We start from the raw sequence: 25,253 nt of genomic DNA on the forward strand, positions 1-25,253 counted from the left end.
CAAACGCTGATGGCCTGAGTGTAGCCGTTGAACCTCTGTAGGAGCCGGCTTGCCAGCGAAGGCGGCCTTGAGTCATGCAACGCCCATGCAGACGCCTTCGCCAGCAAGCCGGCTCCTACACAGGGTTTGGCGTTCTCCACAAACCATCGGTACGCAGGTAATCGTGGAGGAGCTGGCTTGCCAGCGAAGGCGGCCTTGAGCCATGCAGCGCCCATGCAGACGCCTTCGCCAGCAAGCCGGCTCCTACACAGGGTTGGCGTTCTCCGCAAATCATCGGTACGCAGGTAATCGTGTAGGAGCTGGCTTGCCAGCGAAGGCGGCCTTGAGTCATGCAGCGCCCATGCAGACGCCTTCGCCAGCAAGCCGGCTCCTACGCAGGGTTGGCGTTCTCCACCATCCTGCGGGATGCAGATCAGGATCGCAGGTTCAGTCGCCTCCCGGGGCGAACAACAGATTTGGCGCCAGCCGTTGAAAGCCCTCCTGCTCCAGGCGCATATCAAGCATCAGGCTGCTCAGGTCGGTCGAGAGCGCTTCGGCTTCGGCGTCGTTTTCCAAGTACAGCAGCTTCAGGTAGCTGTGACAGCCGGGACAGGTTTCCGCGCGCAGCGGGGCCTGGTCGGCGGCGTGGCGGTCATCGTCGAGGCTGAGGTATTCCAGGCCTTTGCTTTGCTCGCAGTACACGCACTTGACCCGCACCACGTGCCATTCACAGGCACACAGCGAGCACACCAGATAACGCAGGCCGTTGTATTTGCCTCGGTGGCGAATCACCCCGGCCATGGCCGGCGAACCGCAGGCCGGGCATTGGCTGAGGCTGTCGCCGGGTTTCAACTGCAGGTTCGGTGTCCCCAACAACCAATGGCTCCAGGCCGCCTGCAACGCGGCGCCGAGAAATGGCACCAGGGCGGTCGGCACCAGCGTGAACTGGCCGCTGACCAACGCAATCGCCCAGGCCTTGAGCTGCCCGGCGTTGGCATTGCGCAAAGACGCCAGGGCTTTTACCACCGCAGGTTGTGCAGGTGGCGGATACCGCTGCAACAGCGCTTCGAGGAACGGCAACCATTCGCCCTCGCGCACCAGGCTGTCGGCGGCGAACGGTGGCAGGCCATGTTGCTGGCAGACCCGCAGGCGTTCAAGGTCCGACGGTGCAGTGGCGGGTGGATCGTCCATCAGTTGCTGCTGGACATGGCACAGGCCGGCCACCAACCGCAGGTAATCGGCCAAGGGATGCCCTTCGGCGAACCGTTCCAGGCGCTGTGCCCGCAACGTGAACAGGTTGTTCGGTGGCAGGTGCAGAAACGGCGGAGAACTCGCCGCCGCTTCGATGTCGCCAGGCTCAAGAATCGTCGCCAAGGGGTTATCCTTTTTTGCTGACCGGTCGCTCGGGGTGCTCGTCCCGGGTCACTTCCCGGTACCAGAGTTCGTGATGCTTTTTCGCCCAGGCGCGGCTGACCCACCCATGCAACATGGCGCTGACCGAACCCTTGATCCAGATGCCGGCGTAGATGTGCACGATGATACTCAGTACCAGGATCAAAGCGGCCACCGCGTGCAGCAGCATCGCCCAGCGAAGCGCCGTGATCCCGAAGTAATCGCTGAAATACGCGCGCCAGATCACCAGCCCGCTGAACAGCAACACCAGCATGCACAGCAGCAAGGTCCAGAACAGCAGCTTCTGCCCCGGGTTGTATTTGCCGATCGCCGGCACGCCCTCCTCCTCATTGCGGATCACCCGCCCGACACGCCGCAGCCACAGGCGGTCATTGGTGATAAAGAAATTCGCCCGAAAAAATTGCAGCACCAGGCCCAGAAACAGGACGAACATCACCACGCCCATGAACGGATGCAGAATGCGCGTCCAGGGGCCGCCACCGAACAGGTGACTGAGCCAGAACAGCGCCGGATGAAACAACGCCAGCCCCGACAGCGCCGCCAGGAAGAACAAGATCGCCACCAGCCAGTGGTTGGTGCGCTGGTTCGCGGTGTAGCGCAGGATCTGTCTGCGGATCATGGTCTGTCCTCCCCGCGCGGATCAAAGGTATGCACCGACGGATCGACCTCATGCACCGCCGGATCGACAGTGCCCGGCAGCTCATCCTCCTCGACCAGTTGCGGCCCGACACGCACGTAGTGGAAGAACCCGGCCAGCACCGCCAGGCCCATGGCCAATAAACCCAGGGGTTTGCTCACGCCCTTCCACAGGTCCACCAGGGGACTGATCGTCGGATGCGCCGGCAAGCCGGCGTAGAGCACCGGCGTGTCCGCGTGATGCAACACGTACATGACGTGAGTGCCGCCGACACCTGCCGGGTCGTACAGACCGGCGTTTGCAAAGCCGCGGCTCTTGAGGTCGACGATGCGCTCGGCGGCATGTTCTTTCATGTCGTCCTTGGTGCCGAACACAATCGCCCCGGTTGGGCAGGTTTTCACGCAGGCCGGCTCCAGGCCCACCGCCACCCGGTCCGAACACAACGTGCATTTGTAGGCCTTGTGATCCTTCTGCGAGATCCGCGGAATATTGAACGGGCAACCGGTGATGCAGTAACCGCAGCCGATGCAATGGTCCTGGTCGAAATCGACGATGCCGTTGGCGTGCTTGATGATCGCCCCCGGACTCGGGCACGCCGCCAGGCAACCGGGTTCGGCACAGTGCATGCAGCCGTCCTTGCGGATCAGCCACTCGAGGTTGCCGGCATCGGTTTCATGCTCGGTAAAGCGCATCAAGGTCCAGGTGTCTGCGCTGAGGTCCTGGGGGTTATCGTAAGTGCCGAGGTTATGGCCGACGTCGTCACGCAGCTCGTTCCATTCCGAGCAGGCGACCTGGCAGGCCTTGCAGCCGATGCACTTGGTGGTGTCGATCAGCTTGGCCACTTCGTCCTGAATGCGCACCGAAGGCGAAACCGTGGTGGTGGCCGAACGGGCGATGATGTCTTGGCTGGCCATTTAGACTTTCTCCACGTTGACCAGGAATGACTTGGATTCCGGGGTCTGGGAATTGCCATCGCCGAGGAACGGCACCAGGGTGTTGGTCAGGTAACCGTGGCGCGTCAGGCCGGTGAAGCCCCAGTGCAACGGAATCCCGATGTGGTGCACCACCTGGCCGTTGACCTGCAGCGGCCGGATGCGCTTGGTCACCACCGCCACTGCTTCGATGAAGCCGCGCTTGGAGCTGACTCGCACCTTGTCACCGGCAACGATGCCTTTCTCCTTGGCCAGTACCTCGCCGATCTCCACGAACTGCTCGGGCTGGGTGATGGCGTTGAGCTTGCAATGCTTGCTCCAGAAGTGGAAATGCTCGGTCAGCCGGTAGCTTGTCGCCGCGTACGGATAGTCCTTGGCCACGCCGAGGGTGTCCCACACCGAATCGAAGATCCGCGCCGCCGGGTTGCTGGTGGCGCCCTTGTTGTTGGGGTGCAGCGGGTTGATGCCGATCGGCGTTTCGAAGGGTTCGTAGTGTTCCGGGAAGGGGCCTTCGGCCATATTGTCCCGGGTGAAAAACCGCCCGACGCCTTCGGGCGCCATGATGAACGGGTTCATCCCGGCTTCCGGTGGCGAATCGGCCTTGTAGTCCGGGATGTCGGTGCCGGCCCAGGTTTTGCCGTTCCACCACACCAGGCGCTTGTTCTCGGCCCAGGGTTTGCCTTGCGGGTCGCACGAGGCGCGGTTGTAGAGAATCCGCCGGTTCGCCGGCCAGGCCCAGGCCCAGCCCTGGTGTTGGTGCATGGCGTACGGATCGCTGTTGTCGCGCCGGACCATCTGGTTGCCCGCCTCGGTCCAGCTGCCGCAGAAAATCCAGCAACCGGACGCGGTGCTGCCGTCATCCTTGAGCTGAGCGAACCCGGCCAGTTGCGCGCCGGCCTTGATTGTCGCGCCGGTGGCGTCGGTAAAGTCGGCGGTGGCGCTGCCGTTGATTTCCTTCGCCAGTTCTTCCGGCGACGGTTCTTCAGGCACCTTGTAGGGCCACGACAGTTTCATCATCGGCTCGGCGTAGGCACCGCCATTGGCCTGGTAACGCTGGCGCAGGCGCAGGAACAATTCGCTCATGATGCGAATGTCGGTCCGCGCCAATCCCGGGCCGTCGGCGCCTTTCCAGTGCCATTGCAGCCAGCGACTGCTGTTGACCAGCGAGCCGTCCTCCTCGGCAAAACAGGTAGTGGGCAGGCGTATCACTTCGGTCTGGATCTCGGCGCTCTTCACATCGTTGTACGGCCCGACGTTTTTCCAGAACTCCGAAGTCTCGGTGGCCAGCGGGTCCATGATCACCAGCCACTTCAGTTTGGCCAGCGCCGCCGTCACCCGGTTTTTATCCGGCAGCGCGGCGATCGGGTTGAAACCCTGGCACATGTAGCCGTTGACCTTGCCCTGCCCCATCAGGTCGAACATTTTCAGGATGTCGTAGCTGGGAACGTCGATCTTGGGCAGGTAGTCGTAGCCCCAATGGTTCTCCGCCGTGGCATTGGCGCCGTACCAGGACTTCATCAGGCTGACATGAAACTTGCCGTAGTTTTGCCAGTAGGACATCTGCCCGGGGCGCAGGGGCTTGAGGGCCCGCTTGAAGATGTAGGTGTCGTAGTCCTGCTCGCTATCACTGGGCAGCGTCAGATAGCCGGGAAGTGTATTGGACAATAACCCGAGGTCGGTCAGGCCCTGGATGTTGGAGTGTCCCCGCAAGGCATTGACCCCGCCACCGGGCATGCCGACGTTGCCCAGCAGCAGTTGCACCATCGCCGCGCTGCGGATGATCTGCGAACCGATCGAATGCTGGGTCCAGCCCAGGGCATAGAGAATCGTCATGGTCTTGCCCGGTGCCGAGCAGGTGGCGATTTCTTCCCAGATCTTCTGGATCGATTCGGTTGGCATGCCGCAGATCTGGCTCACCAGTTCCAGGTTGTAACGGCTGTAGTGCTGCTTGAGCAGCTGGTAGACGCAGCGCGGGTCTTGCAGGGTCGGATCGACCATGGCGAATCCGTCTGCAGCATATTGATAGTTCCAGGTGGTCTTGTCGGTATAACGGCGCTTCACCGCGTCATAGCCGCTGAAGATCCCGTCTTCGAAGGTGAAACCGGGGTCGACCAGGAACGACAGGTCGGTGTAGTTGCGCACGTACTCGTGCTGGATCTTGTCCTCGGTCAGCAGGTAATTGATCAGCCCGCCCATGAAGGCGATGTCGGTACCGGTGCGAATCGGCGCGTAATAGTCGGCCACCGACGCGGTCCGGGTGAATCGCGGGTCGATCACGATCAGCCTGGCGGCATTGTGCGCCTTGGCTTCGGTCACCCATTTGAAGCCGCACGGGTGCGCTTCCGCTGCGTTGCCGCCCATCACCAGGATCAGGTTCGCGTTGGCGATATCGGTCCAGGTATTGGTCATGGCACCACGGCCAAACGTCGGGGCAAGACTTGCCACCGTCGGACCGTGTCAGACACGCGCCTGGTTGTCGAACCCCAGCATGCCGAGACTGCGAATGACCTTGTGGGTGATGTAGCCCGCTTCGTTGGACGCCGCCGAGGCCGCCAGGAAACCGGTGGTCAGCCAGCGGTTCACCGTCCGGCCCTCTTCGTTCTTCTCGATGAAGTTGGCATCGCGGTCGGCCTTCATCAGGTCGGCCACGCGATCCAGCGCTTCATCCCAGGAGATCCGAGTCCACTCGCCGCTGCCGGGCTTGCGCACCTGCGGGTACTGCAGGCGACCGGGGCTGTGAATGAAATCCAGCAGGCCGGCGCCTTTGGGGCACAGGGTGCCGCGATTGACCGGGTGGTCGGCATCGCCTTCGATGTGGATGATGTTTTGCGCAACGTTCTTGGCGGCATCGCCCTGGCTGTACATGATCAACCCGCAGCCGACCGAGCAATACGGACAGGTGTTACGGGTTTCATGGGTGTGGGCAAGCTTGAAGTGGCGCACCTGCTCGGCGAAGGCAGTCGCGGGGGCCATGCCCAGCGCGCCGAGGCTCGAGCCCGCAAGGCCGATACCGGCGACCTTGAAGAACTGACGACGGTTGAGGTCCATCGTGCACTCCTGATCAGGTGGAGACCCGGTACTTTGCCTGATGCCGATCAGCGCTCTCTGTAGGAGCGAGCTTGCTCGCGATGGTCTCAAGGGCGACGCGCTTATTCAGAAATAACGCGTTATCGTTAACGTTCATCGCGAGCAAGCTCGCTCCTACAAGGTTGGCATTAGTACTTTGCCGGGTTTTTTCTGGACGATCACGGTGTTGGCAGCTTGGCTACCGACAGTTGAAACTGTAGACAATGCTGTGGTGCATTGTGTGAAAACCGACAGTCGGGCAATTCCCGTCTTCCTGTCACGCCCCCGACCCGTAGGAGCTGCTTGCCAGCGAAGGGCCGTCACATCCAACATCTTCGTTGCCTGTGCCACCGTCTTCGCTGGCAAGCCAGCTCCTACAGGGGGTTGGTGGCGTGCCAGTCGACATTGGATGCTGGCTGTGACGGCCTCTTCGCGAGCAGGCTCGCTCCCACAGGGGCTTGGCGCTTATCATGGCTGCCGAATTAATCCGGCCTTTATGAGATGAGCATGACTTTCGATTTTGATCAGGTGTTCGACCGCCACTTCACCGGCAGTACCAAATGGAGCCGTTACCCGGCCGACGTATTGCCGATGTGGGTCGCCGACATGGACTTCGCCGCGCCGCCGGTGATCATCCAGGCCCTGCAAAAACGTCTGGAACACCCATTGCTCGGCTACAGCGTGCCTCAGGACGACTTGCGCGAGGCCATCGTTGCCGACCTGTGGAAAAAGTACGCCTGGCGCGTCGAGCCCCAGGAGCTGATCTTCCTGCCGGGCGTGGAGTCGGGCTTCAACATGGCCCTGCACGCACTGGTGCAACCGCAACAGAATGTCGTGGTCCAGACCCCCAACTACCCGCCGCTGCGTCACGCACCGGGGCATTGGGGGCTGAACAAGGTCGAACTGGGTTTCGACGCCCTGCCTGACGGTACCTATGCCACGCCGCTGCACGCTTTGCGCCAGTCCCTGGAAGGCGGCGGCGCCCTGCTGCTGAGCAACCCGCACAACCCGCTGGGCAAAGTGTTCCCGCGGGAAGAACTGCAAGCGGTGGCGCACATCTGCCTGGAACAGGACGCCTGGATCATTTCCGACGAGATCCACGCCGAACTGTGCTTCGACGGACGTGTGCATGTGCCGATCGCCACCCTGAGCCCGGACATCGCCAGGCGCACCATCACGCTGATGTCGGCGAGCAAGGCCTATAACATTGCCGGGCTGAAAACCTCGTTCATGATCATTCAGGACAAAGCCGTGCGTGAGCGGGTCAATCACGCGCGCTGCGGCCTGGTCGACAGCGTCAACCCGCTGGGCCTGGAAGCCACCCGCATCGCCTACAGCGGAGCCGGACCCTGGCTGACCGGTCTCATGACTTATCTGCAAGGCAACCGCGACTACCTGGTCGACGCCGTTCGCACCCGGTTGCCGGGCGTGACCATGAACGTGCCGCAGGGCACGTACCTGGCGTGGCTCGACTGTTCGGCGCTGGGGCTGGACAACCCGCAGCAATTTTTCCTCGAACAAGCCAAGGTCGGGCTCAGCGCCGGCCTGGATTTCGGCGATGACGGTCAACAGTTCGTGCGCCTGAATTTCGGCTGCCCGCGGGCGTTGCTGGAGGAAGGTATTGCGCGGATGGAGCGCAGCCTGATCAACCGCACCCGCTAAAAACAACGCCGCCCCCCTGTAGGAGCTGGCTTGCCAGCGAAGGCGTCCTTTCAGCCAACAATGATGTCGACTGGAAGGGCCTCTTCGCTGGCAAGCCAGCTCCTACAGGGGATTTGTGTGGTGCCCAGGTTTACCGAACAGCAATGAAATCCAACCGAACTCAAGGCAAAACACCAGGGTCAACCCTTTGACTCTTCTGCCTTGAAATCGGAGATTCCCCATGAATGACTATCCAAAACCACCTTTCCCAAAACAAGGCCAGCCTGTCCCCGGTTCCCAGAAGAAAATGGACCCCTACCCGGACTGCGGCGAGCAGAGTTACAAAGGTTCGGGCCGGCTGGAGGGCAAGATCGCCCTGATCACCGGCGCCGACAGCGGCATCGGTCGCGCCGTCGCCATTGCCTTCGCCCGTGAAGGCGCGGATGTCGTGGTGGCCTACCTCAACGAACATGAAGACGCGCAGGAAACGCGCGCTGGTCGAGCAGGCGGCCGGCAATGCCTGCTGCTGCCCGGCGACCTGGCGCAAAAAGCGCACTGCCAGGCCCTGGTGGACAAGACGGTCGAACGCTTCGGCCGGATCGATGTGCTGGTCAACAACGCCGCGTTCCAGATGACCCACGAACATTTCGAAGACATCCCCGACGACGAATGGGTGATGACCTTCGATGTCAACATCACCGCCATTTTCCGCATCTGCCAGGCCGCACTGAAGCATATGCAACCCGGCAGTTCGATCATCAACACCAGTTCGGTCAATTCGGACATGCCCAAACCGACCCTCCTGCCTTACGCGACGACCAAGGGCGCCATCGCCAACTTCACCGCCGGCCTCGCGCAGATGCTGGGCGAGAAGAACATCCGGGTGAACTGCGTGGCACCGGGGCCGATCTGGACGCCGTTGATTGTCTCGTCCATGCCCGATGAAGAAGTGCAGAACTTTGGCGGACAGACCCCGCTCGGGCGGCCGGGCCAACCGGTGGAGGTGGCGCCGATCTATGTGCTGTTGGCGTCGGATGAAGCCAGCTACATCACCGGGCAGCGGTACGGCATTACCGGCGGCAAACCGATGCTCTGAACACCGTACCTGGGTCAATGCCACGCCTGGCCCCTGTAGGAGCCAGGCTTGCCGGCGAAGAACGATAACCCGGTACAACAGATACACCGCAGCGCCCAATTCACGGGCAAGTCGAATCGCCGCACCGCTTGCTCCTACACGGCATTTACCGAGATCTTGCCGTTGCGCTCCAGGATGGCGAACTTGATCTGATCACGTACCAGCCCCAGCGCTCGAATCGCCAGACCTTGACCTGATGCACCATGTCTTCAAGCACCGGATAGTCGCGGCTGCGGTAATCGGTATGGCCGGATTCATCGTTCATCTGATGCTCCCAGGTCTTGCTCACCCGCCAAGGCCCGTTGATGGAAGTGCGACAGCCGTTTCAATGCATGCTCGGCGGCCAACAACTGGACCTCGGAACGCGTCCCGAAGAACCGCTGTTGCTGGCTGAAAACCCTTTGTCCCTGCGCGGTCTGGAAGGCCCAGGCGAAACAAATGGTGCCGGCTGGAATGCCATCCACGTCTTCCGGCCCGAGTATGCCGGTGGTTGCCACCGCGACATTGGCCGTGCTGTCGCGCAGGGCACCCGAGGCCATTTCCCGGGCAACTTCACAACTGGTCAGGTTAAAGGTTTCGATGGTCTCGGGGCTGACGTTGAGCAATCGTTGCTTGGCTTCGGGGGAATAGACCACGTACCCGCTTTCGATCAGCTCCCCGCTGTGCGGCACTTCAGCCAGCAGCGTGATGATCTTGCCCGCTGTACATGACTCTGCAGTGGTCAGCAGCAAGCCGTTTTGACGCAGATACTCGACCACCGATTGGCTGACGTTCATGGCAAATCATCCAGGCAGACAACTGCTCGGTTGACCTTGGCCACCTGCAAACATTCCCTCTATCGGCACCTGCCCCAGGCCTGCGGAGAAAAAATGAACCCCTGGCAAAACTTGCCCCTCAATACGTTTAGGGGCCCCTGTCACGGGCCGCTCCAGCTCAGGAGGTCGTCATGTCCGCACCTATCGTCAAGCTGTTTACCCAACCGAACTTCGCGTGGACGGATATCCGCAAGGAAGAGGAAGCGCATCCGCGTCATTACCTCGCCCATTTGTTGCTGCTGGCCTTGATCCCCGCAGTGTGCCTGTTTATCGGGACTACCTACGTCGGCTGGAGCCTGGCGGAGAATGAAATCGTCAAGCTCAGCGCCGGCAGTGCGTTGCAGTTGTGTGGGTTGCTCTACGTCACCATCGTCGCCGGCGTGGCGCTGATGGGACTGTTCATCCGCTGGATGTCGCGCACGTTCGACGCGCGGCCGACCGTCAATCAATGCATCGGTTTTGCAGCCTATACCGTGACCCCGTTTTTCCTCGCCGGCATAGCCGGCCTGTACCCGAGCCGCTGGCTGGCGATCACCGTGCTGGGTGCCGCCTCGCTCTATTCGACCTTCCTGCTGTTTGTCGGCCTGCCGACTTTCATGCACGAACGCAAGGAACAAGGCCTGCTGAATGCGGCTTGCGTCTGGGGTGTCGGCTTGTTGGTGCTGGTCACCATCCTGGTGGAAATGATCCTGATCTGGTTCAACGTGTTGACGCCTGAATACCTGCGCGCGACTGTCGGTTGATGACCTCGGCCCTTGGGGCCCGCGCCGCCCGCAGTGAATCCCGATCATGAGTTTCATTGTCTGGGTGGCGGTACTGGGAGCTGTGCTGCTGACGCTGGCACTGACGTCGTCGTACCTGCGCTGGATGCCGGTGACCACCTCCGCCGTGTGCCTGGTGCTGGGGGTGGCGATCGGGCCGGCGGTATTCGGGCTGTTGAAACTGGATACGACGGACGCGTCGATCTGGATGGAGCACCTGACGGAAGTCGCGGTGCTGTTTTCGCTCTTTGTCTGCGGCCTCAAATTGCGCTCGCCGCTCAGGGACAAAAAATGGCGGATTGCATTCGGGCTGGCCGGTCCGGTGATGCTGTTGACCATTGCCGGCGTCAGTCTGTTGCTGCACTACGGGTTCCAGCTAACCTGGGGGTCTTCGGTGCTGATCGGCTCGATTCTGGCGCCGACCGACCCGGTCCTCGCCTCACTGGTGCAAGTCAACGATGCCCGGGATGACGACAGCGTGCGCTTTGGCCTGTCGGGTGAGGCCGGGCTCAACGACGGCATCGCCTTTCCCTTCGTGATTCTCGGCTTGCTGCTGGTGAAACTCGACGGCAACCCCGGCTGGCTGGGCGATTGGCTGCTGTTCAGTGTGCTGTGGGCAGTGCCGGCCGGCCTGCTCACCGGCTATTGGATGGGACGCGGTATCGGCCGCGTGACCTTGTCGCTGCGGATCAAGAACGACGACAGCACGCTGTCGCCGAATGATTACCTGGCCCTCGCGTTGATCGCCCTGTCGTATGTAGTGGCGGAGTCGATTCACGGCTACGGCTTTCTGTCGGTATTCGCCGCGGGCCTGGGTCTGCGTCAGGTAGAGGTCAAATCCACGGGCAACGACGAGCTTCCCGCCGAGCATCTGGTACAGCCGGTGGTCGGGCACCAGAACGTCGAGCCGCAACACGCCGTGCATGGCGATACCGCAAGCCTTGAAGACACGCAGGTGGCAGCGGGCATCATGATGGGTGACATGCTCGCCTTCGGCGGGCTGGTGGAACGGGCCATGGAAGTCTTCCTGGTGACGCTGCTCGGGGTGGTGCTGGTCGCTCACTGGGACTGGCGCGCGCTGGCGATTGCCGGCGTGTTGTTCTGCCTGATTCGACCGTTGAGCGTGGTCGCCATGCCTTGGGGTGGGTTGCTGGACAGGCGCCAGCGCCTGTTGATCGGCTGGTTCGGGATACGCGGCATCGGCAGTCTGTTTTATCTGTTTTATGCATTGAACCACGGGCTGGCGCCGTCTGTAGCAACCCTGTGCATCGATCTGACCCTGTCCGTGGTCGCGCTGAGCATCCTGCTCCACGGGATCAGTACCCAACCGATCCTGGCTCGATATGAGCGGCGTAAAAAACAGGATAGTTGATTTTACCCCCGGCTTTTACTGCCGGAATCATCGAATTTTCGCCTTCATAAATTTGAAATCCTTGGGCGATCCGGCGGGTCATACGGTTAATCGCGCCCGGCTTTTGTAGGGCGCGAGGATTCAGGTTCGGTTCCCCTGCGGCGCCAAGCCTATTAAAAGGGACCTCGAAAATAAGGTGCTGGTCATGATTCACTATTCAACCTGCGAAGAAATCAAAGCCTGCCGCGCGTTCGCCCTGGAACGCAACCGCCAGATGTTTGCCGAGGCCCAGGCGCTCAGCCGCAGCGCCTTCGAGCTGCTCGAGGGCAGCGATATGGATGGCGAACTGTTTGATCGCTATCTGGACATACGCAGGAAGGCCAACCTGAAGTTCAAGGAAGCGATCGAACACTTGCGCGTACTCAATACAGATTTCCCGCCTGTTTCGGCGTCTACGCAAAATGCGCAACGGTTGCATCGGGAAGCCGAGTCCAGGGTTTAAAGGCAGGCGTGCGCGGCCTCTTCGCGAGCAGGCTCGCTCCCAACAGGAATTGGGGCCGTAGACCAATCCCGAGCAAGCAGAGATCCCTTGTAGGAGCTGGCTTGCCAGCGAAGGCGGACTGACATCCCGACATCAATGTCGACTGACCCGCCGTCTTCGCTGGCAAGCCAGCTCCTACAGTTAATCGGGGCGCGCACCAATCCGGCGTCCGGCACAGGCCGCCCAATTCCCTGCTGCAAAACCGATCTATATCGCCGGTATTGCCTCCGGTTGCAGGCGTCCGGTTTCGATGTGCCCGAGCAACTCCGGCAAGTAGCGCTGCACATGGGTCTGGCCCATTTTGAACGTCAGGCCCTTGTCGAACGCATCGCAACTGGCGAACAGGTCACGCTGGCAAAAAAAGCACTCGCCACACGCAATCACGAACGGGGTCACCACCCGATCACCGCGCTGCACGGCCGTCACTGCCGAGCCGGTTTCTTCGACATGCCGGGCGAATCTGATCAGCGGCCAAGGTGGAAAATCACACTATTACCGGGGTAAAAAAGCGACGCCGCGAACTGCATGAGTCAATTTCCAGACTCATGCAGCCTGCACGACTTCAGTTTGCCATCAGCGCTATTAACCTATTGATTAATATAACAATTAAAAGATAGTAAGAAGCGGCACGACAAATGCTCCCGTACCAGGAGCGACCTTCGGCCTTGAGACCGTTCGCGCTCATCCCCTGACTAGTTGAGAGACTCGACCATGAACGCCATAGACCTGTTGAAAGCCGACCATGAACGTGTAAAAGGCATCTTGACCCAATTAAGCGAATCCACCGAGCGTGGTGTCAAAAAACGCGGCGAACTGCTGGCCAAGCTGGAAATGGAGATCACCATTCATACCCGTCTCGAAGAAGAGGTTTTGTACCCGGCGTACAAGAAAGCCGGGGGCAAAGAGCAGGACGTGATGTATTACGAGGCCAAGGAAGAACATCGCACGGTGGACTCGCTGGTGCTGCCCGACCTGAAAGTCACCGACCCCTCCAGTCCGGAATTCGCCGGTCGGGTGAAAGTGGTCAAGGAACTGCTGGAACACCATATCGAAGAGGAAGAAACGGAAATGTTTCCTCAGGCGAAAAAGCTGCTGGGCAAAGCCACCCTGGAAGAACTGGGGGCGCAAATGGAAACCTTGAAGGCCCAGTACAAGAAAGAAATGAGCGCGGGCAACATGGCGGCTTGAGGGAGCGTTCTGCCTCTGGCAAAGGGGGCGGACACCTGTAGGAGCGAGCTTGCTCGCGATGGATGACGACGACATGCGTACAGTCTGAATGATCGCGCTGTTCTTGAATCCATCGCGAGCAAGCTCGCGCCTACAGGGTTTTTGCCGAGTAACCCGCCGAACCTTGTTCCGCCCGGCTCACGCACCGGGATTGGTCACCTGGATATAAACCGCATAGGTCCCCAGCAATACCCAGAACGTGGCGAAAATCCACGGCGTACGCACCGAAAACAACAAGGATTTGCGATAGCCCTTATGGGACGACTCCATCTCACTGAACAACGGCGATTCATCATAGGCGAGGCCCATCAAGGGCTCGCTGCGCAACAACTCACTCTGCTTGAAATGCCAATGATCAATAATGTCGTAGGCCGCTCGAATACCCGGCCAGGCGTTGAGCGAACTGAGCAGTCCCAACAACGCCAGGAATGGCGGCACCACCAGGGTAAAGAGCTTGCCCCATTCCGGATTGAGGTTGGACATGCAGGAGGCAAAGGCAATCAGCAAAAACGATTGCGCGGCCAGATAGGCGTCGGTGCGATTGGCCAGAATGCTGGTTTCGTACTGGATTTCCCGGCGATAGAAATCCAGGCGTTCCTTGGGCGAACCAAACATTTTGGCGTTGTGTTCGGTGAGGGTTTCTTCGGCCGGGGCCTCGGTCAGTATTCTTGGCACTGGAATCACCCGAGGGCTGCAAAGACCTTTAGAAGAAACCGCTGCCGACAAGTTCAGCCGGATTGACAACACAAGGGGTCAGCAATGGACTATCTCGATTGGGTGCAATGGCCAGCCATGGTGGTCACGGTGCTGGCCGCGTGGCTGATCGGTTCGCAAAAGCCCGAGCGTCGGGTCTCGGGCTTCATCTGTTTTATCGTGAGCAATGTGTTGTGGGTGATATGGGGATACCACACCCAGGCCTATGCCCTGATCGTGTTGCAGTTTTGCCTGTGCGCCATGAACCTGCGCGGCTTCAGGAAGAATGCGCACTCCGCCTCCTGATGTTTCGGTATACGGGTGATTGTGCGGCGATCATTTCATGGTCGAGGCAATGATCTCCACCAGATTGAGCTGGGTATAGGGTTTGGACAGGCGCGGCAGTTTCGTGGCAAAGCCTTCCAGCCGTTCGGCATAGCCGGTCGCGAGGATGATCGGCAAGTCAGGTTTGCGGGTTCGAATGGCCTGCGCCAATTGCGCGCCATTCATCTGCGGCATGGCCATGTCGGTAATGACCAGGTCGATGGTCGGCTCGGCATCGAGCGCTTTCAGCGCCAGCGCCCCGGACACCGCGCTGATCACCCGATGCCCGAGGTCTTCGAGCAACAGGCAGGTACTGGTCAGCACCAGGCTGTCGTCGTCCACCACCAGCACACACAGGCGAGGCACCGGCGGTGCGGTTTCTTCGTCGGTAGCGGGCGTGGCAACCGAACCGGTCGTGGCGACGGGTATCCACAGTTCTGCGGTCGTGCCCGCGTCTTTCTGGCTCTTGAGGATGAATCGCCCGCCCAGTTGTTCGATAAAACCATGCACCATCGACAACCCCAGGCCCGTGCCTTTACCCACCCCCTTGGTGGTGAAGAACGGGTCCATCGCCGAGGCCAGCGTGGTCTCATCCATGCCTTCCCCCGTGTCTCTGACACTCAGGCAGACATAGCGGCCCTTCATCGGGGTGAACTGGAGTTGGTCGCGAACCTCTTCCGTTCTGGCGCTGATCACCAACTTCCCGCCATGGGGCATTGCATCCCGGGCGTTGGTCGCCAGGTTCAGCACCGCCAGTTCAAGCTGATTGACGTCGGCCAGAACGGGTTCGAGTTCGGTTGAAAAGCTGGTTTCAAGGACCACGGAAGGCCCGAGGGAGCTGCGCAACAAGCCGGAGATACCTTGCACCAGCGCCGGAATCTCGACAGGTTCGGCCTTGAGTTCCTGGCGCCTGGCAAACGCCAGCATGCGCTGGGTCAGCGATACGCCACGCAAGGCGCCCTGGGTGGCGTTGTCCACCAGCCGGGTAATACGCGGGTCGTCACCCACGCGCTTGCGGACTATTTCCAGATTGCCGAGGATCACCGTCAACAGGTTGTTGAAATCGTGGGCAATGCCTCCGGTGAGCTGGCCGATGGCTTGCATCTTCTGCGCCTGGAACAGCGCCTCGCGGGTTTGTTCGAGGACCTGCTGGGCCTGGGTGGCTTCGGTGATGTCACGGGTGATCTTGGCAAAACCGAGTAGCGTGCCGGTGTCGCCCCAGATCGGATCGACCACCACGTGCGCCATGAACCGCGTCCCGTCCTTGCGCACGCGCCAGCCCTTGTTTTCGAACCGCCCGTCACGGATGGCAATGGACAGGGTTCGTTGCGGTTCGCCGGCCTCGCGGTCCTCCGGGGTATAAAACATCGAAAAATGTTGCCCGATCACTTCTTCGGGCATATAGCCCTTGATGCGCTGGGCCCCGAGATTCCAGTTGGTCAGGCGGCCGTCCGGGGCGAGCATATAGATCGCGTAGTCCGTGACGCTTTGCACCAGCAGGCGGAATTGCTGCTCGCTTTGCTTGAGGGTCTCTTCGGCCATCTTGCGGTCGGTCAGGTCCCGGGTGATCTTGGCAAACCCCAGCAATTTGCCCGTCGGGTCGATAATCGGGTCGATGACCACGTGGCACCAAAAGTGCGTGCCGTTCTTGCGCACCCGCCAGCCTTCGCCCTCGAAGCGCCCTTCGGCGATGGCCGTGTTCAATGCGCGCTGGGGCAGGCCTGCGCGTCTATCTTCGTCGGTGTAGAAACGCGAGAAGTGCTGGCCGAGGATCTCCCCCTCCTCATACCCCTTGAAACGCCGGGCGCCGGCGTTCCAGCTGGTGATGATGCCATCGGGATCAATCATGTAGATCGCATAGTCAATCACAGCATCGATCAACAGGCGCAACCGACTGTCATCGATGATGGTGGCTTTGCTTCGATCTTCGCTCATTGATCCCTCACGTCATGGATGTATGTGTGGAGTATGGGACAAACGGAAAATTTGGAAAACTCAAAACAACGCGGGCTGTGCGCAACCCTGGGCGGTGGCCTCGATGACTGCTTGCTCGGGGGGTTGGCGCGCAACATAAGTCGCGGGCGCAATCGTCCACCAGCGCGGCAGCAGTTGCTTGACCTTGCTGTCGCCAAACCGGTCATCGATCAGCATGACGACCCCTTGATCCTGCTGGGTGCGAATCACCCGCCCCGCCGCCTGGACCACTTTCTGCACCCCGGGGAACAAGTAGGTGTAGTCATACCCGGCACCGAAAATCGCCGCCATGCGATGTTTCACCTGCTCGTTGACCGGGTTGAGCTGCGCCAGCCCCAGAGTAGCAATGAATGCACCGATCAGGCGCGCCCCGGGCAAGTCGATGCCTTCGCCGAACGCCCCGCCCAGCACGGCGAAACCGATGCCCTGGCTGTCGGCGGTGAACTGATCGAGAAAATCCTGCCGCGGCCCTTCCGCCATGCCTCGAGACTGTGCCCACAGATTGATATGGGGATGTCTTTGCGCCAGCAACTGCGCCACTTGCTGCAAATAATCGAAGCTGCTGAAAAACGCCAGGTAGTTGCCGGGGCGCTGGCTGAACTGCCTGGCGATCAGCTCGACGATCGGCGCCAGGGACGACTGGCGATGAACGAACCGGGTGGAGATCTGGCTGACGATATGCACTTGCAACTGATCGGCGTGAAAAGGTGATTCGACATCGATCCACACCGTGTTCGCCGGCGTGCCCAACAGATCGGCGTAGTAATGGCGCGGGCTCAGGGTCGCGGAAAACAACACGGTGCTGCGCGCAGCCGTCAGGCGCGGGCGGATGAAGCCGGCGGGCACCACATTGCGCAAGCACAGCTGCGACAGGTTTTTCTTGCGCTCGAGGTCGCGCTTGCTGATGTCGAACAGGAACTGTTCATCGAACAGTTCGGCGACCCGGCAAAACTGCAGCATGTCGAAGTAAAAGCCCTGCAAGGCGCTGTCCAGGCCTTGAGGATGATCGTTCAGGTAATCGCCGATACTCGCACTGCAGGACGACAGGGCCTGGAGCAATTTTTCCGGTGCCTTGTCATACGCCTGATAGGCGCCGAGCTGCAGGTCATGCAGGGCATTCCACTGCCGGTTGACCCGCTGCAAGGCCGTCTTCAGCGCTGGCGGGGCGGTTTTGCGCACAGCGTTGAGGGTCGATTGGTCGAGGCTGGCACTGTACATTTGCCGCCCCCGCTCCACCAGGTTATGCGCTTCGTCCACCAGCACCGCGACTTTCCAATTGTTGGCCTGGGCCAGGCCGAACAGCAACGCGCTGAAATCGAAATAATAGTTGTAGTCGGCGACCACTACATCGGCCCAGCGGGCCATTTCCTGGCTCAGGTAATACGGGCACACGGCATGTTCAAGCGCCACCTCACGCAAGGCGCTCTGGTTCAACAGGGTCAGTTCGCTGGCGGCCTGGCGCGCCGCGGGCAAGCGGTCATAGAAACCCTGGGCCAACGGGCAGGATTCGCCGTGACAGGCTTTGTCCGGATGCTCGCAGGCCTTGTCCCGGGCGATCATTTCCAGAACCCGCAGGGGTGGCGCTTCGGCACTCTGGAGAATGACTTGCGCGGCATCCAGCGCCAGTTTGCGGCCCGGGGTCTTCGCGGTCAGGAAGAACACCTTGTCCAGTTGCTGCGGCGCCAGGGCCTTGAGCATTGGAAACAAGGTGCCGACGGTCTTGCCGATTCCCGTAGGTGCCTGGGCCATCAGGCAGCGCCCGGTACTGACCGCCTTGAACACCGATTCAGCCAGATGACGCTGCCCCGGACGAAAGTCGGCGTGGGGAAACGCCAGTTGCTGCGCCGCGCGATTGCGTCCTTCGCGGTGGGCCATTTCCTGCTCGGCCCACTGCAGGAACAGCCGGCAATGGTGCTCGAAAAACTGCCCCAGCTCTGGCGCGCCGAAGGCCTCGACCAAACAGGTTTCCTTTTCGCTGACAATGTCGAAGTACACCAGCGCCAGGTTGATCCGGGCCAGTTGCAGTTTCCGGCACATCAGCCAGCCGTAGATCTTCGCCTGCGCCCAGTGCAGCTGGCGGTGGTTGGCGGGCTGCTTGCTCAAGTCACCGCGATAGGTTTTGACTTCTTCCAGACAATTTTGCACCGGGTCGTAGCCGTCCGCCCTGCCCTTGATCTGCAACGTTTGATACTGGCCTTCGAGTGCGACTTCACTCTGGTAACCCTCGCTGCGCCGGGACGCCACGGTGCGATGCCCGACGATGCCTTCCAGTGCAGTCGGCGACGGCGTGAAGCGCAGGTCAAGATCGCCGACCTTGGCGGTGAACTCGCACAACGCGCGAACCGCGATGCTGTAGCTCACGCGCTTTGCTCCGCCCATTGCACGTAGCACACGGCAATCGGCATCTGGTGCTCATGGCAGAACTCCAGCCAGCGCAACTGGTTGTCCTGCAGGCGATCGCCGGGGCCTTTGACTTCGATCATGCGGTAGGTCTTGTCTTGCGGCCAGAACTGGATCAGGTCCGGCATGCCGGCGCGATTGGCCTTGATGTCCAGCAGCAGGCGATGGAACCAGTGTTTGAGGTGGTCGGCCGGCAGGCAATCGAGGGCCTGGTCGCAGCAACTCCTCGCTCAATACGCCCCAGAACACGAACGGTGATTGCACGCCCCGCTTGGCGGCATACCGGTCACGGATGGTCTGGCGGTAACGTCCGTCATCGAGTTCGCCCAGGCAGGCCTGGAACAGGTCAGCCCGACGCAGATGGAAGTCTTCATTGAGCAGGTCCACCGGCCCCCGCTGGAACGGGTGAAAAAACGCCCCCGGCAAGGGCGCGAAGATCGCCGGCCAGCACAGCAGCCCGAACAGCGAGTTGATCAGGCTGTTCTCCACGTAATGCACCGGTGCTGCTTCTTCTGCCAGGTGAGCCTGGACATGATATTCCACCGACAGCGCCGGATCGGTCCTGGGCAGTTGCAGGTCCAGGCGCAGCATTTCCCGAGGGGACGAACGTTTGATGGGCGGTCCGCCGAGCTTGCGCCGCAGTCGGGGCAATACCCGCAGCAAGTGTTGCTGTTCGGCGGCACTTTGCGCGGACTGCTCGGCATGGCTGGCCAGGTCCAGCGCCAACTGATACTCGCCGCAGCGCTCCAGCACGCGATATCAGGCGCAACCGCGCGCCAGGCCAGGCGCACTCGCGGTAAATGCCCAGGGCCGTGGCGAAATCGGCGGTGCGTTCGCAATATTGCCCCATCTGGAATAACAGCTTGTCGCGACGACGTTGCAGCCAGGGATTGTCCAGCGCCAGCCCGTTGACCTGCTCGACAATGCCGGCCAGCGCATCGCCGGCTTCGAAACGCTGCTGGCAGTCATGCAGGAACACGCAGGCATCCACGTCCTCGCGGCTGCGCAAGCCCCGGGAGTCGGCGCAGAACTCGACTTTTTCATAGGTAAAAATCCCCAGGTCGGCCAGCACGAACTCCGACCAATCCTGGTAAAGATTGCCAAAGAACATCAGGCGCAGGCGATCACACAGCCCCATGATGGTCAGGCTGAACAGTCGGTCATCCAATGCCTCGCACCAGAGGCTGAAGCATCGGGCTTCGGGAAACCGTTCGCTCAATGCCGGCAGCCAATCGGTCTTCTTGCCCTTGGGCTGATCGATGGCCGCGCCAAGGCACTGGAGGATTTCGGCCTTGAGCAGCACCTCGAACAGTTCCGCGACCGACAGCGGCGCCTGCTCGTCGATCCAGCCCAGCGCCAGCAACGGGCCGGCAGCGCTCGCGGTGTCGCCGATCTCGGCGTACTGCAGCTTGCTCGCCCGAAAGTGTATGCCCCTGCGCATGACCATCCGTACCAGCAGCGCCCTGGAGGGTCGGGGCAGCTGGTAGAAATCGCCGATGAACCGCTGCTCCTCGACACTCAACACATCGGCATAGCGATGCTCAAGCCAATCAAGCACTTGCATGAAGTTGTTCAAGTAGTAGAACGGGTCGTCGAGGGGATTTGCAGTCACAGGTAAAAGGGCCATGGCGAGCGAGTACTGGTTATGCGTACAGATAACAGCTACACCCCATGCGGTGCAAACGGAAAAGGATCAGCGGCGGGCAATCGGCCGGTTTTTTTGCCGCCTGTCGAACTTTCTGCCAATCCATCGCACCAACCGCCTGAGAGGTACGGTTGCGATAACGCTCGAACAAGACAGCGGGCCATTTTTTTAAAGGATGAGAGGTGGGTATGAATATCAAGACTCTGGGTTTGCCTATGGCCGTGGCGGCTTTTCTGGCCTTGGCCGGTTGCTCGACACCGACGGTGGTGACCCTGCAGAACGGCACCCAGTATTTGACCAAGGCCATGCCGGACACCGAAACCAAGGACGGTTTTTACGAGTTTGAAGATATTTCCGGGGCGAAGGTGAAGGTCAGGGCTGCTGAAGTGGCCACTGTCCGCAAGGAAGACTGAAGACCGCGTAATCGTTCTTCGCGAGCAGGGCAGCCTGTTCAAAGCAGGTGCCCGGCCCAGATGTTGCGATTGACCAGATCGGCGGCAATCTCGATGAACGCATCCCCGACAAATTTCGCCGCCGGACTGACTCGCCTGTCAGCGGGAAAGACCTGGACCAGTTTGCGCATCGGAACGGGGTCGATCAGGGGCGCGGCACTGAGCACTCCCGCTTCGATCTGCCGGTAAATCGAGGCCAGAGGCAACGCGGTGAAGCCGAAGCCATTGCCGACCAGATCGATCATGGCGCCGAAGGAGTCGGCTTCAACGCTGGTGTTGAGCTTGATCCCGACGTCCCGCGCACAATTATCCAGAATCACCCGCAGGCTGTGTTTGGCGCTCGGCAACACTAATGATTGCTCGGCCAAAGACTCGAACGTCACCGGCGTATCCAGGCGCAGGCCGGCGCTGGCGGGGCCGACCAGCAACAGGTTTTCCATCATCACCGGCACGATCCGCAGCGTATGCAACGGTTGCGGATCGTAGGATATTGCCAGCTCCAGTTCACCACGCTGCACCCAATCGAGCAGGTAGCCGCTGAAGGCCGAGGAAAACCTGATGGCGAGATCCGGGTGCGCCTCCTTGATCTTGCGCACCAGGGGCACGGTGACAATTTCCGCCACCGTTGGCGTGGTACCGATGATCACCGTGCCGCGAAAAGAAGCTTTTCCCCCCACCACCGAACTTCGAATGGACTCCATTTCGTCCATGATCCGGGTGGCATGCGCCAACACTTCGCGGCCGGCATCGGTGATTTCCATGCCACGGCCATGTCGGTCGAACAGGTAGGTGCCGAGTTCTTTTTCCAGCAATCGAATCTGGCGGCTGAGCGCCGGTTGTGCAATGTGCAGCCGGTCGGAGGCCTTGCTGAGACTGCCCAGTTCGGCCACGTGAATCAGGGTCTTGAGTTGAACGACATCCATTGCCAGGCCAGTCAAAGTCGGGTTCGGCGCGAAATGCGTCGAGCATGCTGTCAGTGTAAACGCATCGGCGCCCCTTGGAATGCCGCGGACCTTTGTCGCAGGGGGCCTGGCGCTTGTCGCGCAGCGTCTGTCCCCCTGCCCGCCGGGGCTGCAAGGGAGCTATAGAATTTCGGTATATCAGTTAGGCCTGGCTGACGGCTTATTTACCTCCTCGCTCTGCGGTAGCGTGCAATCAACGTCGACGCCAGAGCGCTCGACTTACTACAAGAATAAGATTCGAGGGCTTGCGCCATGATCTACACCGTTACTCTTTGCCTGAGCTATCCGGCTCACCCGGTCAGCAAGCTGCTGATCGCTCGCCTGCATCCCCCCTCTTCAGTCTTGATCGTCAACGGGTCAAAGCCGCTGCGCTAAGCGTAACTGCCCCATCGAGCCAGCAACGTCGCAGACGCCCCAGGGTGCTCCTCGTATCGTCTCGCCTTGAAGAAAAGGGTGAACATCATGTCCGCATCAACTATTAACTCAACCGACCACGCTTCCACGACCGGCCCGTTGACCCGTAAAAATCGTGTCAGGGCCATCATGGGTGCCTGCTCAGGCAATCTGGTGGAGTGGTACGACTTTTTCATCTACGCCTATACCGCCATCTATTTTGCGGCTTCGTTTTTTCCCAAAGGGGATACAACCACCCAGTTGCTCGCGACCGCCGGCGTGTTCGCCGTGGGCTTTTTCATGCGCCCTCTCGGCGGCTGGATTTTCGGCTGGATTGCCGATACCCGCGGCCGCAAGGTCTCGATGATCATCTCGGTGTTCATGATGTGCGCCGGCTCGCTGCTGATCGCCGTCATGCCGACCTATGAAACGATCGGGGTCGCCGCGCCGGTGATGCTGGTAGTCGCCAGGTTGATTCAAGGACTGTCCGTGGGTGCTGAATATGGCACCGGCGCCACCTACATCAGTGAAATCGCCACACCGGGTCGGCGCTGCTTCTATGGCTCCTTCCAGTACTTCACCATCATCGCCGGGCAGCTGCTGGCCTTGATGACCGTGGTCATTCTTCAGCAAACCCTCACCGGCGAGGAATTGCGCGAATGGGGCTGGAGGATTCCGTTCTTCATCGGCGCCCTGAGCTCGATCGTCGTGGTCTATCTGCGTCGCGCCATGCATGAAACCGCGACCAAAAAAGACATGAACCGCAAGGATGCCGGCTCGTTGCGCGGCATGTTCAAACACAAGCGCGCAGTGGCCCTGGTAGTGGCGTTCACCATCGGTGGATCGCTGTACTTCTATACCTTCACCACCTATATGCAGAAGTTCCTGGTGATCTCTGCAGGCTTCAGTCCGGAAACGGTGAGTTTTATCATGACCGCCGCCCTGGTCGGCTTCATGTTCTGCCAGCCGCTGTTTGGCCTGCTCGCCGACCGCATCGGAATCAAGGCGCACATGCTGATGTTTTCCGGGTTGGCCATGCTGCTGGTGATCCCCCTGCTCTACTCCCTGCAGTCGGTCAGCAGTCCGTTCATGGCGTTCCTGCTGGTGTTCGGCGGCCTGGCGATTGCGTCGCTCTACACCCCGATCGCCGGGATCGTCAAAGCCGAACTGTTCCCGCCTGCGGTACGTGCACTGGGTGTGGGCTTTCCGTATGCCGTCGGCAATGCGGCATTCGGCGGCACCGCGGAATACGTGGCCTTGTCGCTTAGATCCCAGGGGATCGAGGAGTATTTCTTCTTCTATGTCGCGGCCATTGTGAGCATCACGTTCATCGCCTCGATGCTGATGCCGAACCTGTCGCGTTATGGGTACATCAGCGGGTCCGGGGAGATCGAAGAGCGGACCGGGTTGAAGGGTTGGGCAAGGCCGAATACTGCCAGGGTCTGACGATGACCGATGTGTAACTTGAAAGGGCCCCATGGGCCCTTTCTTGCGTCACTGTAGGAGCGAGCTTGCTCGCGATGAACCTGAGAGCGTCGTGTTTATCCAGGAAACCCGGCGTTATCGTTAACGTCCATCGCGAGCAAGCTTGCTCCTACAGCCAGCGTTGATCAGGGGTCAGCCAGCTATACCAATCGGGCATATCTCAAAGACAAAAACGGTAGTCGCAGTTCACTTCCAGCACTCGCAGAATGTGTGAAAACACAAAAGCAGCACTGCTTGGGAGATGGGCATGTCAACAGAAGCTGAACACACCGCAGGACAAGACTGGCAGGAGGACGTGTTCCGCGTGCTCAAGGCCCACGACGTCAAACACGTGGTCTTCGTCCCGGATGCAGGCCACTCGGCGGCCATCCGCATGTCGTACGCAGACCCTGACATCAAGGCGGTCGTCCTCACCACCGAAGAAGAAGGCATCGGCTACCTCGCCGGCGCCTGGCTGGGCGGCGAGCGCGGCGCGCTGTTGATGCAGTCCAGCGGCGTCGGCAACTGCATCAACACCCTGGCGCTGCAAGTCTGTGCCGGCTTCCCGCTGTTGATGGTGGTCACCATGCGCGGCGACTGGGCCGAGTTCAACGCCTGGCAGAACCCCATGGGCCAGGCCACTGAAGCCGCCCTGAACCTGATGAAAGTCATGACCTGGCGCGCGGACGTCCCGGAAGATGTCGCCCCGCTGCTGCACGGTGCCGCGACCATGGCCTTCAACGGTGATTCGTCCACTGCCCTGCTGCTCGGTCAGCGCCTGATTGGAGAAAAGAAATGGGTCAAGTAAGCGCAAACCACAGCCTGTGCCGTCGCGAAGTGGTCAAGGCCTTGCTGGCCGACCGTAAAGACGTGCTGGTGGTGACCGGCCTGGGCTCGGCGTCCTATGACGTCATGGCTGCCGGCGACAACGATCTGAATTACTACCTGTGGGCTGCCATGGGCAGTGCCATCACCGTCGGCCTCGGTCTGGCTAACGCCCAACCGGACAAATCGGTGGTGGTGGTCACCGGTGACGGCGAGTTGCTCATGGGCTTCGGGGCGCTGGCCACAGTAGCGCTGCAAAAACCCACCAACCTGACTATCGCGGTGTTGGATAACGGTCACTTCGGTGAGACCGGCATGCAGGTCAGCCACGCCGGTTTTGGTATTTCCCTGGACCAGGTGGCGAAGACTTGCGGGTTCAGCTGGACCGATGAAATCCGTGACATGGAAGGCGTGCATAACCTGCGCGAACGCTTTGCAACCCGCGATGGCGTCAAGCTCGCGACGATCAAGATCAAGGCGCAAAACCCGCCACGGGTGCTGCCACCCCGTGACGGTCACTACGTCAAGAATCGCTTTCGTACTGCCCTGGGTTTCAACCCGATCTGATTGCTCTTTGCCCGGACCCGCTCACGCAGGGCAGAAACCGTGCGTGACGCGCTGAG

21 protein-coding genes and 2 pseudogenes are annotated in these 25,253 nt (G+C 60.6%); 11 read left to right on the top strand and 12 right to left on the bottom strand.

Annotated features, from left to right (window positions below):
- Positions 1–426: 426 nt before the first annotated feature.
- From fdhE to fdnG, 4 genes are read right to left on the bottom strand one after another with little or no spacing between them, the layout of a single operon-like run.
- The gene (gene fdhE / locus BZ163_RS17630; protein WP_128871970.1) at positions 427–1,353 is read right to left on the bottom strand and encodes a formate dehydrogenase accessory protein FdhE; all 927 of its coding nucleotides are present in this window, start codon (positions 1,351–1,353) and stop codon (positions 427–429) included.
- A 4-nt stretch (positions 1,354–1,357) separates the two neighbouring features.
- Complete coding sequence (locus BZ163_RS17635; RefSeq protein WP_128871971.1) at positions 1,358–2,011, bottom strand: formate dehydrogenase subunit gamma; 654 nt, start codon at positions 2,009–2,011, stop codon at positions 1,358–1,360.
- Positions 2,008–2,943: a formate dehydrogenase subunit beta gene (fdxH, locus tag BZ163_RS17640; protein WP_128871972.1), complete on the bottom strand. Its 936-nt coding sequence runs from the start codon at positions 2,941–2,943 to the stop codon at positions 2,008–2,010. Before fdxH ends, BZ163_RS17635 begins: the two co-directional genes overlap by 4 nt.
- Positions 2,944–6,009 (bottom strand): formate dehydrogenase-N subunit alpha, encoded by a 3,066-nt coding sequence (gene fdnG / locus BZ163_RS17645; RefSeq protein ID WP_143511023.1) that lies wholly within the window; start codon positions 6,007–6,009, stop codon positions 2,944–2,946. It abuts the gene before it with no gap.
- Between the two features lie 525 nt (positions 6,010–6,534).
- On the opposite strand from fdnG, the gene BZ163_RS17655 reads away from it, so the two are divergent.
- Entirely contained in the window at positions 6,535–7,689 is a 1,155-nt protein-coding gene (locus tag BZ163_RS17655; protein WP_128871975.1) for a MalY/PatB family protein, read from the top strand.
- A 220-nt stretch (positions 7,690–7,909) separates the two neighbouring features.
- Positions 7,910–8,764, top strand: a complete 855-nt coding sequence (locus BZ163_RS17660) for a glucose 1-dehydrogenase (RefSeq protein WP_128871976.1) — start codon at positions 7,910–7,912, stop codon at positions 8,762–8,764.
- Positions 8,765–8,909: 145 nt separating this feature from the next.
- On the opposite strand, the gene BZ163_RS34865 is transcribed toward BZ163_RS17660, so the two are convergent.
- Together BZ163_RS34865 and BZ163_RS17665 are read right to left on the bottom strand one after the other, a co-directional pair.
- Positions 8,910–9,068, bottom strand: coding sequence for a hypothetical protein (locus BZ163_RS34865; protein ID WP_168187377.1), 159 nt, complete (start codon positions 9,066–9,068; stop codon positions 8,910–8,912).
- Positions 9,058–9,579, bottom strand: coding sequence for a CinA family protein (locus BZ163_RS17665; protein WP_128871977.1), 522 nt, complete (start codon positions 9,577–9,579; stop codon positions 9,058–9,060). The genes BZ163_RS34865 and BZ163_RS17665 overlap by 11 nt, the downstream gene beginning before the upstream one ends.
- A gap of 170 nt (positions 9,580–9,749) precedes the next feature.
- Between BZ163_RS17665 and BZ163_RS17670 the strand changes: the two genes are divergently transcribed.
- The 3 genes from BZ163_RS17670 to BZ163_RS17680 all read left to right on the top strand — a co-directional run bounded on the left by BZ163_RS17670 (position 9,750) and on the right by BZ163_RS17680 (position 12,232).
- Positions 9,750–10,361 (top strand): Yip1 family protein, encoded by a 612-nt coding sequence (locus BZ163_RS17670; protein ID WP_128871978.1) that lies wholly within the window; start codon positions 9,750–9,752, stop codon positions 10,359–10,361.
- Between the two features lie 46 nt (positions 10,362–10,407).
- Positions 10,408–11,751: a sodium:proton antiporter gene (locus tag BZ163_RS17675; RefSeq protein WP_128871979.1), complete on the top strand. Its 1,344-nt coding sequence runs from the start codon at positions 10,408–10,410 to the stop codon at positions 11,749–11,751.
- Between the two features lie 184 nt (positions 11,752–11,935).
- The gene (locus tag BZ163_RS17680; RefSeq protein ID WP_128871980.1) at positions 11,936–12,232 is read left to right on the top strand and encodes a hypothetical protein; all 297 of its coding nucleotides are present in this window, start codon (positions 11,936–11,938) and stop codon (positions 12,230–12,232) included.
- A gap of 258 nt (positions 12,233–12,490) precedes the next feature.
- Here the strand turns inward: BZ163_RS17680 and BZ163_RS36465 are convergent.
- Positions 12,491–12,739, bottom strand: a pseudogene (locus tag BZ163_RS36465) (alcohol dehydrogenase catalytic domain-containing protein); the annotation flags it as partial.
- A 243-nt stretch (positions 12,740–12,982) separates the two neighbouring features.
- On the opposite strand from BZ163_RS36465, the gene BZ163_RS17690 reads away from it, so the two are divergent.
- Positions 12,983–13,459: a hemerythrin domain-containing protein gene (locus BZ163_RS17690; protein ID WP_128871981.1), complete on the top strand. Its 477-nt coding sequence runs from the start codon at positions 12,983–12,985 to the stop codon at positions 13,457–13,459.
- Positions 13,460–13,636: 177 nt separating this feature from the next.
- Here the strand turns inward: BZ163_RS17690 and BZ163_RS17695 are convergent, their stop codons facing one another.
- Complete coding sequence (locus BZ163_RS17695; protein ID WP_128871982.1) at positions 13,637–14,173, bottom strand: hypothetical protein; 537 nt, start codon at positions 14,171–14,173, stop codon at positions 13,637–13,639.
- A gap of 84 nt (positions 14,174–14,257) precedes the next feature.
- Between BZ163_RS17695 and BZ163_RS17700 the strand changes: the two genes are divergently transcribed.
- Complete coding sequence (locus BZ163_RS17700; protein ID WP_128871983.1) at positions 14,258–14,497, top strand: hypothetical protein; 240 nt, start codon at positions 14,258–14,260, stop codon at positions 14,495–14,497.
- A gap of 30 nt (positions 14,498–14,527) precedes the next feature.
- Here the strand turns inward: BZ163_RS17700 and BZ163_RS17705 are convergent, their stop codons facing one another.
- From BZ163_RS17705 to BZ163_RS17715, 3 genes and pseudogenes are all read right to left on the bottom strand, one after another.
- Entirely contained in the window at positions 14,528–16,450 is a 1,923-nt protein-coding gene (locus BZ163_RS17705) for a PAS domain-containing sensor histidine kinase (protein WP_128871984.1), read from the bottom strand.
- A 60-nt stretch (positions 16,451–16,510) separates the two neighbouring features.
- Positions 16,511–18,850, bottom strand: a complete 2,340-nt coding sequence (locus BZ163_RS17710; protein WP_224790911.1) for an ATP-dependent DNA helicase — start codon at positions 18,848–18,850, stop codon at positions 16,511–16,513.
- Positions 18,847–20,516, bottom strand: a pseudogene (locus BZ163_RS17715) (VRR-NUC domain-containing protein). Before BZ163_RS17715 ends, BZ163_RS17710 begins: the two are co-directional and overlap by 4 nt.
- Positions 20,517–20,722: 206 nt before the next feature.
- Here BZ163_RS17715 and BZ163_RS17720 point away from each other — a divergent pair.
- Positions 20,723–20,947 (top strand): YgdI/YgdR family lipoprotein, encoded by a 225-nt coding sequence (locus tag BZ163_RS17720; RefSeq protein ID WP_128871985.1) that lies wholly within the window; start codon positions 20,723–20,725, stop codon positions 20,945–20,947.
- A gap of 38 nt (positions 20,948–20,985) precedes the next feature.
- Here the strand turns inward: BZ163_RS17720 and BZ163_RS17725 are convergent, their stop codons facing one another.
- Entirely contained in the window at positions 20,986–21,909 is a 924-nt protein-coding gene (locus tag BZ163_RS17725; RefSeq protein WP_128871986.1) for a LysR substrate-binding domain-containing protein, read from the bottom strand.
- A 501-nt stretch (positions 21,910–22,410) separates the two neighbouring features.
- Here BZ163_RS17725 and BZ163_RS17730 point away from each other — a divergent pair.
- The 3 genes from BZ163_RS17730 to BZ163_RS17740 all read left to right on the top strand — a co-directional run bounded on the left by BZ163_RS17730 (position 22,411) and on the right by BZ163_RS17740 (position 25,197).
- Positions 22,411–23,787: an MFS family transporter gene (locus BZ163_RS17730; protein ID WP_128871987.1), complete on the top strand. Its 1,377-nt coding sequence runs from the start codon at positions 22,411–22,413 to the stop codon at positions 23,785–23,787.
- Positions 23,788–24,073: 286 nt separating this feature from the next.
- On the top strand, positions 24,074–24,613 hold the full coding sequence (locus BZ163_RS17735; RefSeq protein ID WP_128871988.1) for a thiamine pyrophosphate-binding protein: 540 nt from the start codon (positions 24,074–24,076) through the stop codon (positions 24,611–24,613).
- Entirely contained in the window at positions 24,601–25,197 is a 597-nt protein-coding gene (locus BZ163_RS17740) for a thiamine pyrophosphate-dependent enzyme (protein WP_128871989.1), read from the top strand. Before BZ163_RS17735 ends, BZ163_RS17740 begins: the two co-directional genes overlap by 13 nt.
- Positions 25,198–25,253: the final 56 nt, after the last annotated feature.

This window comes from Pseudomonas sp. VI4.1 (assembly GCF_002029345.1).
GTDB lineage: Bacteria > Pseudomonadota > Gammaproteobacteria > Pseudomonadales > Pseudomonadaceae > Aquipseudomonas.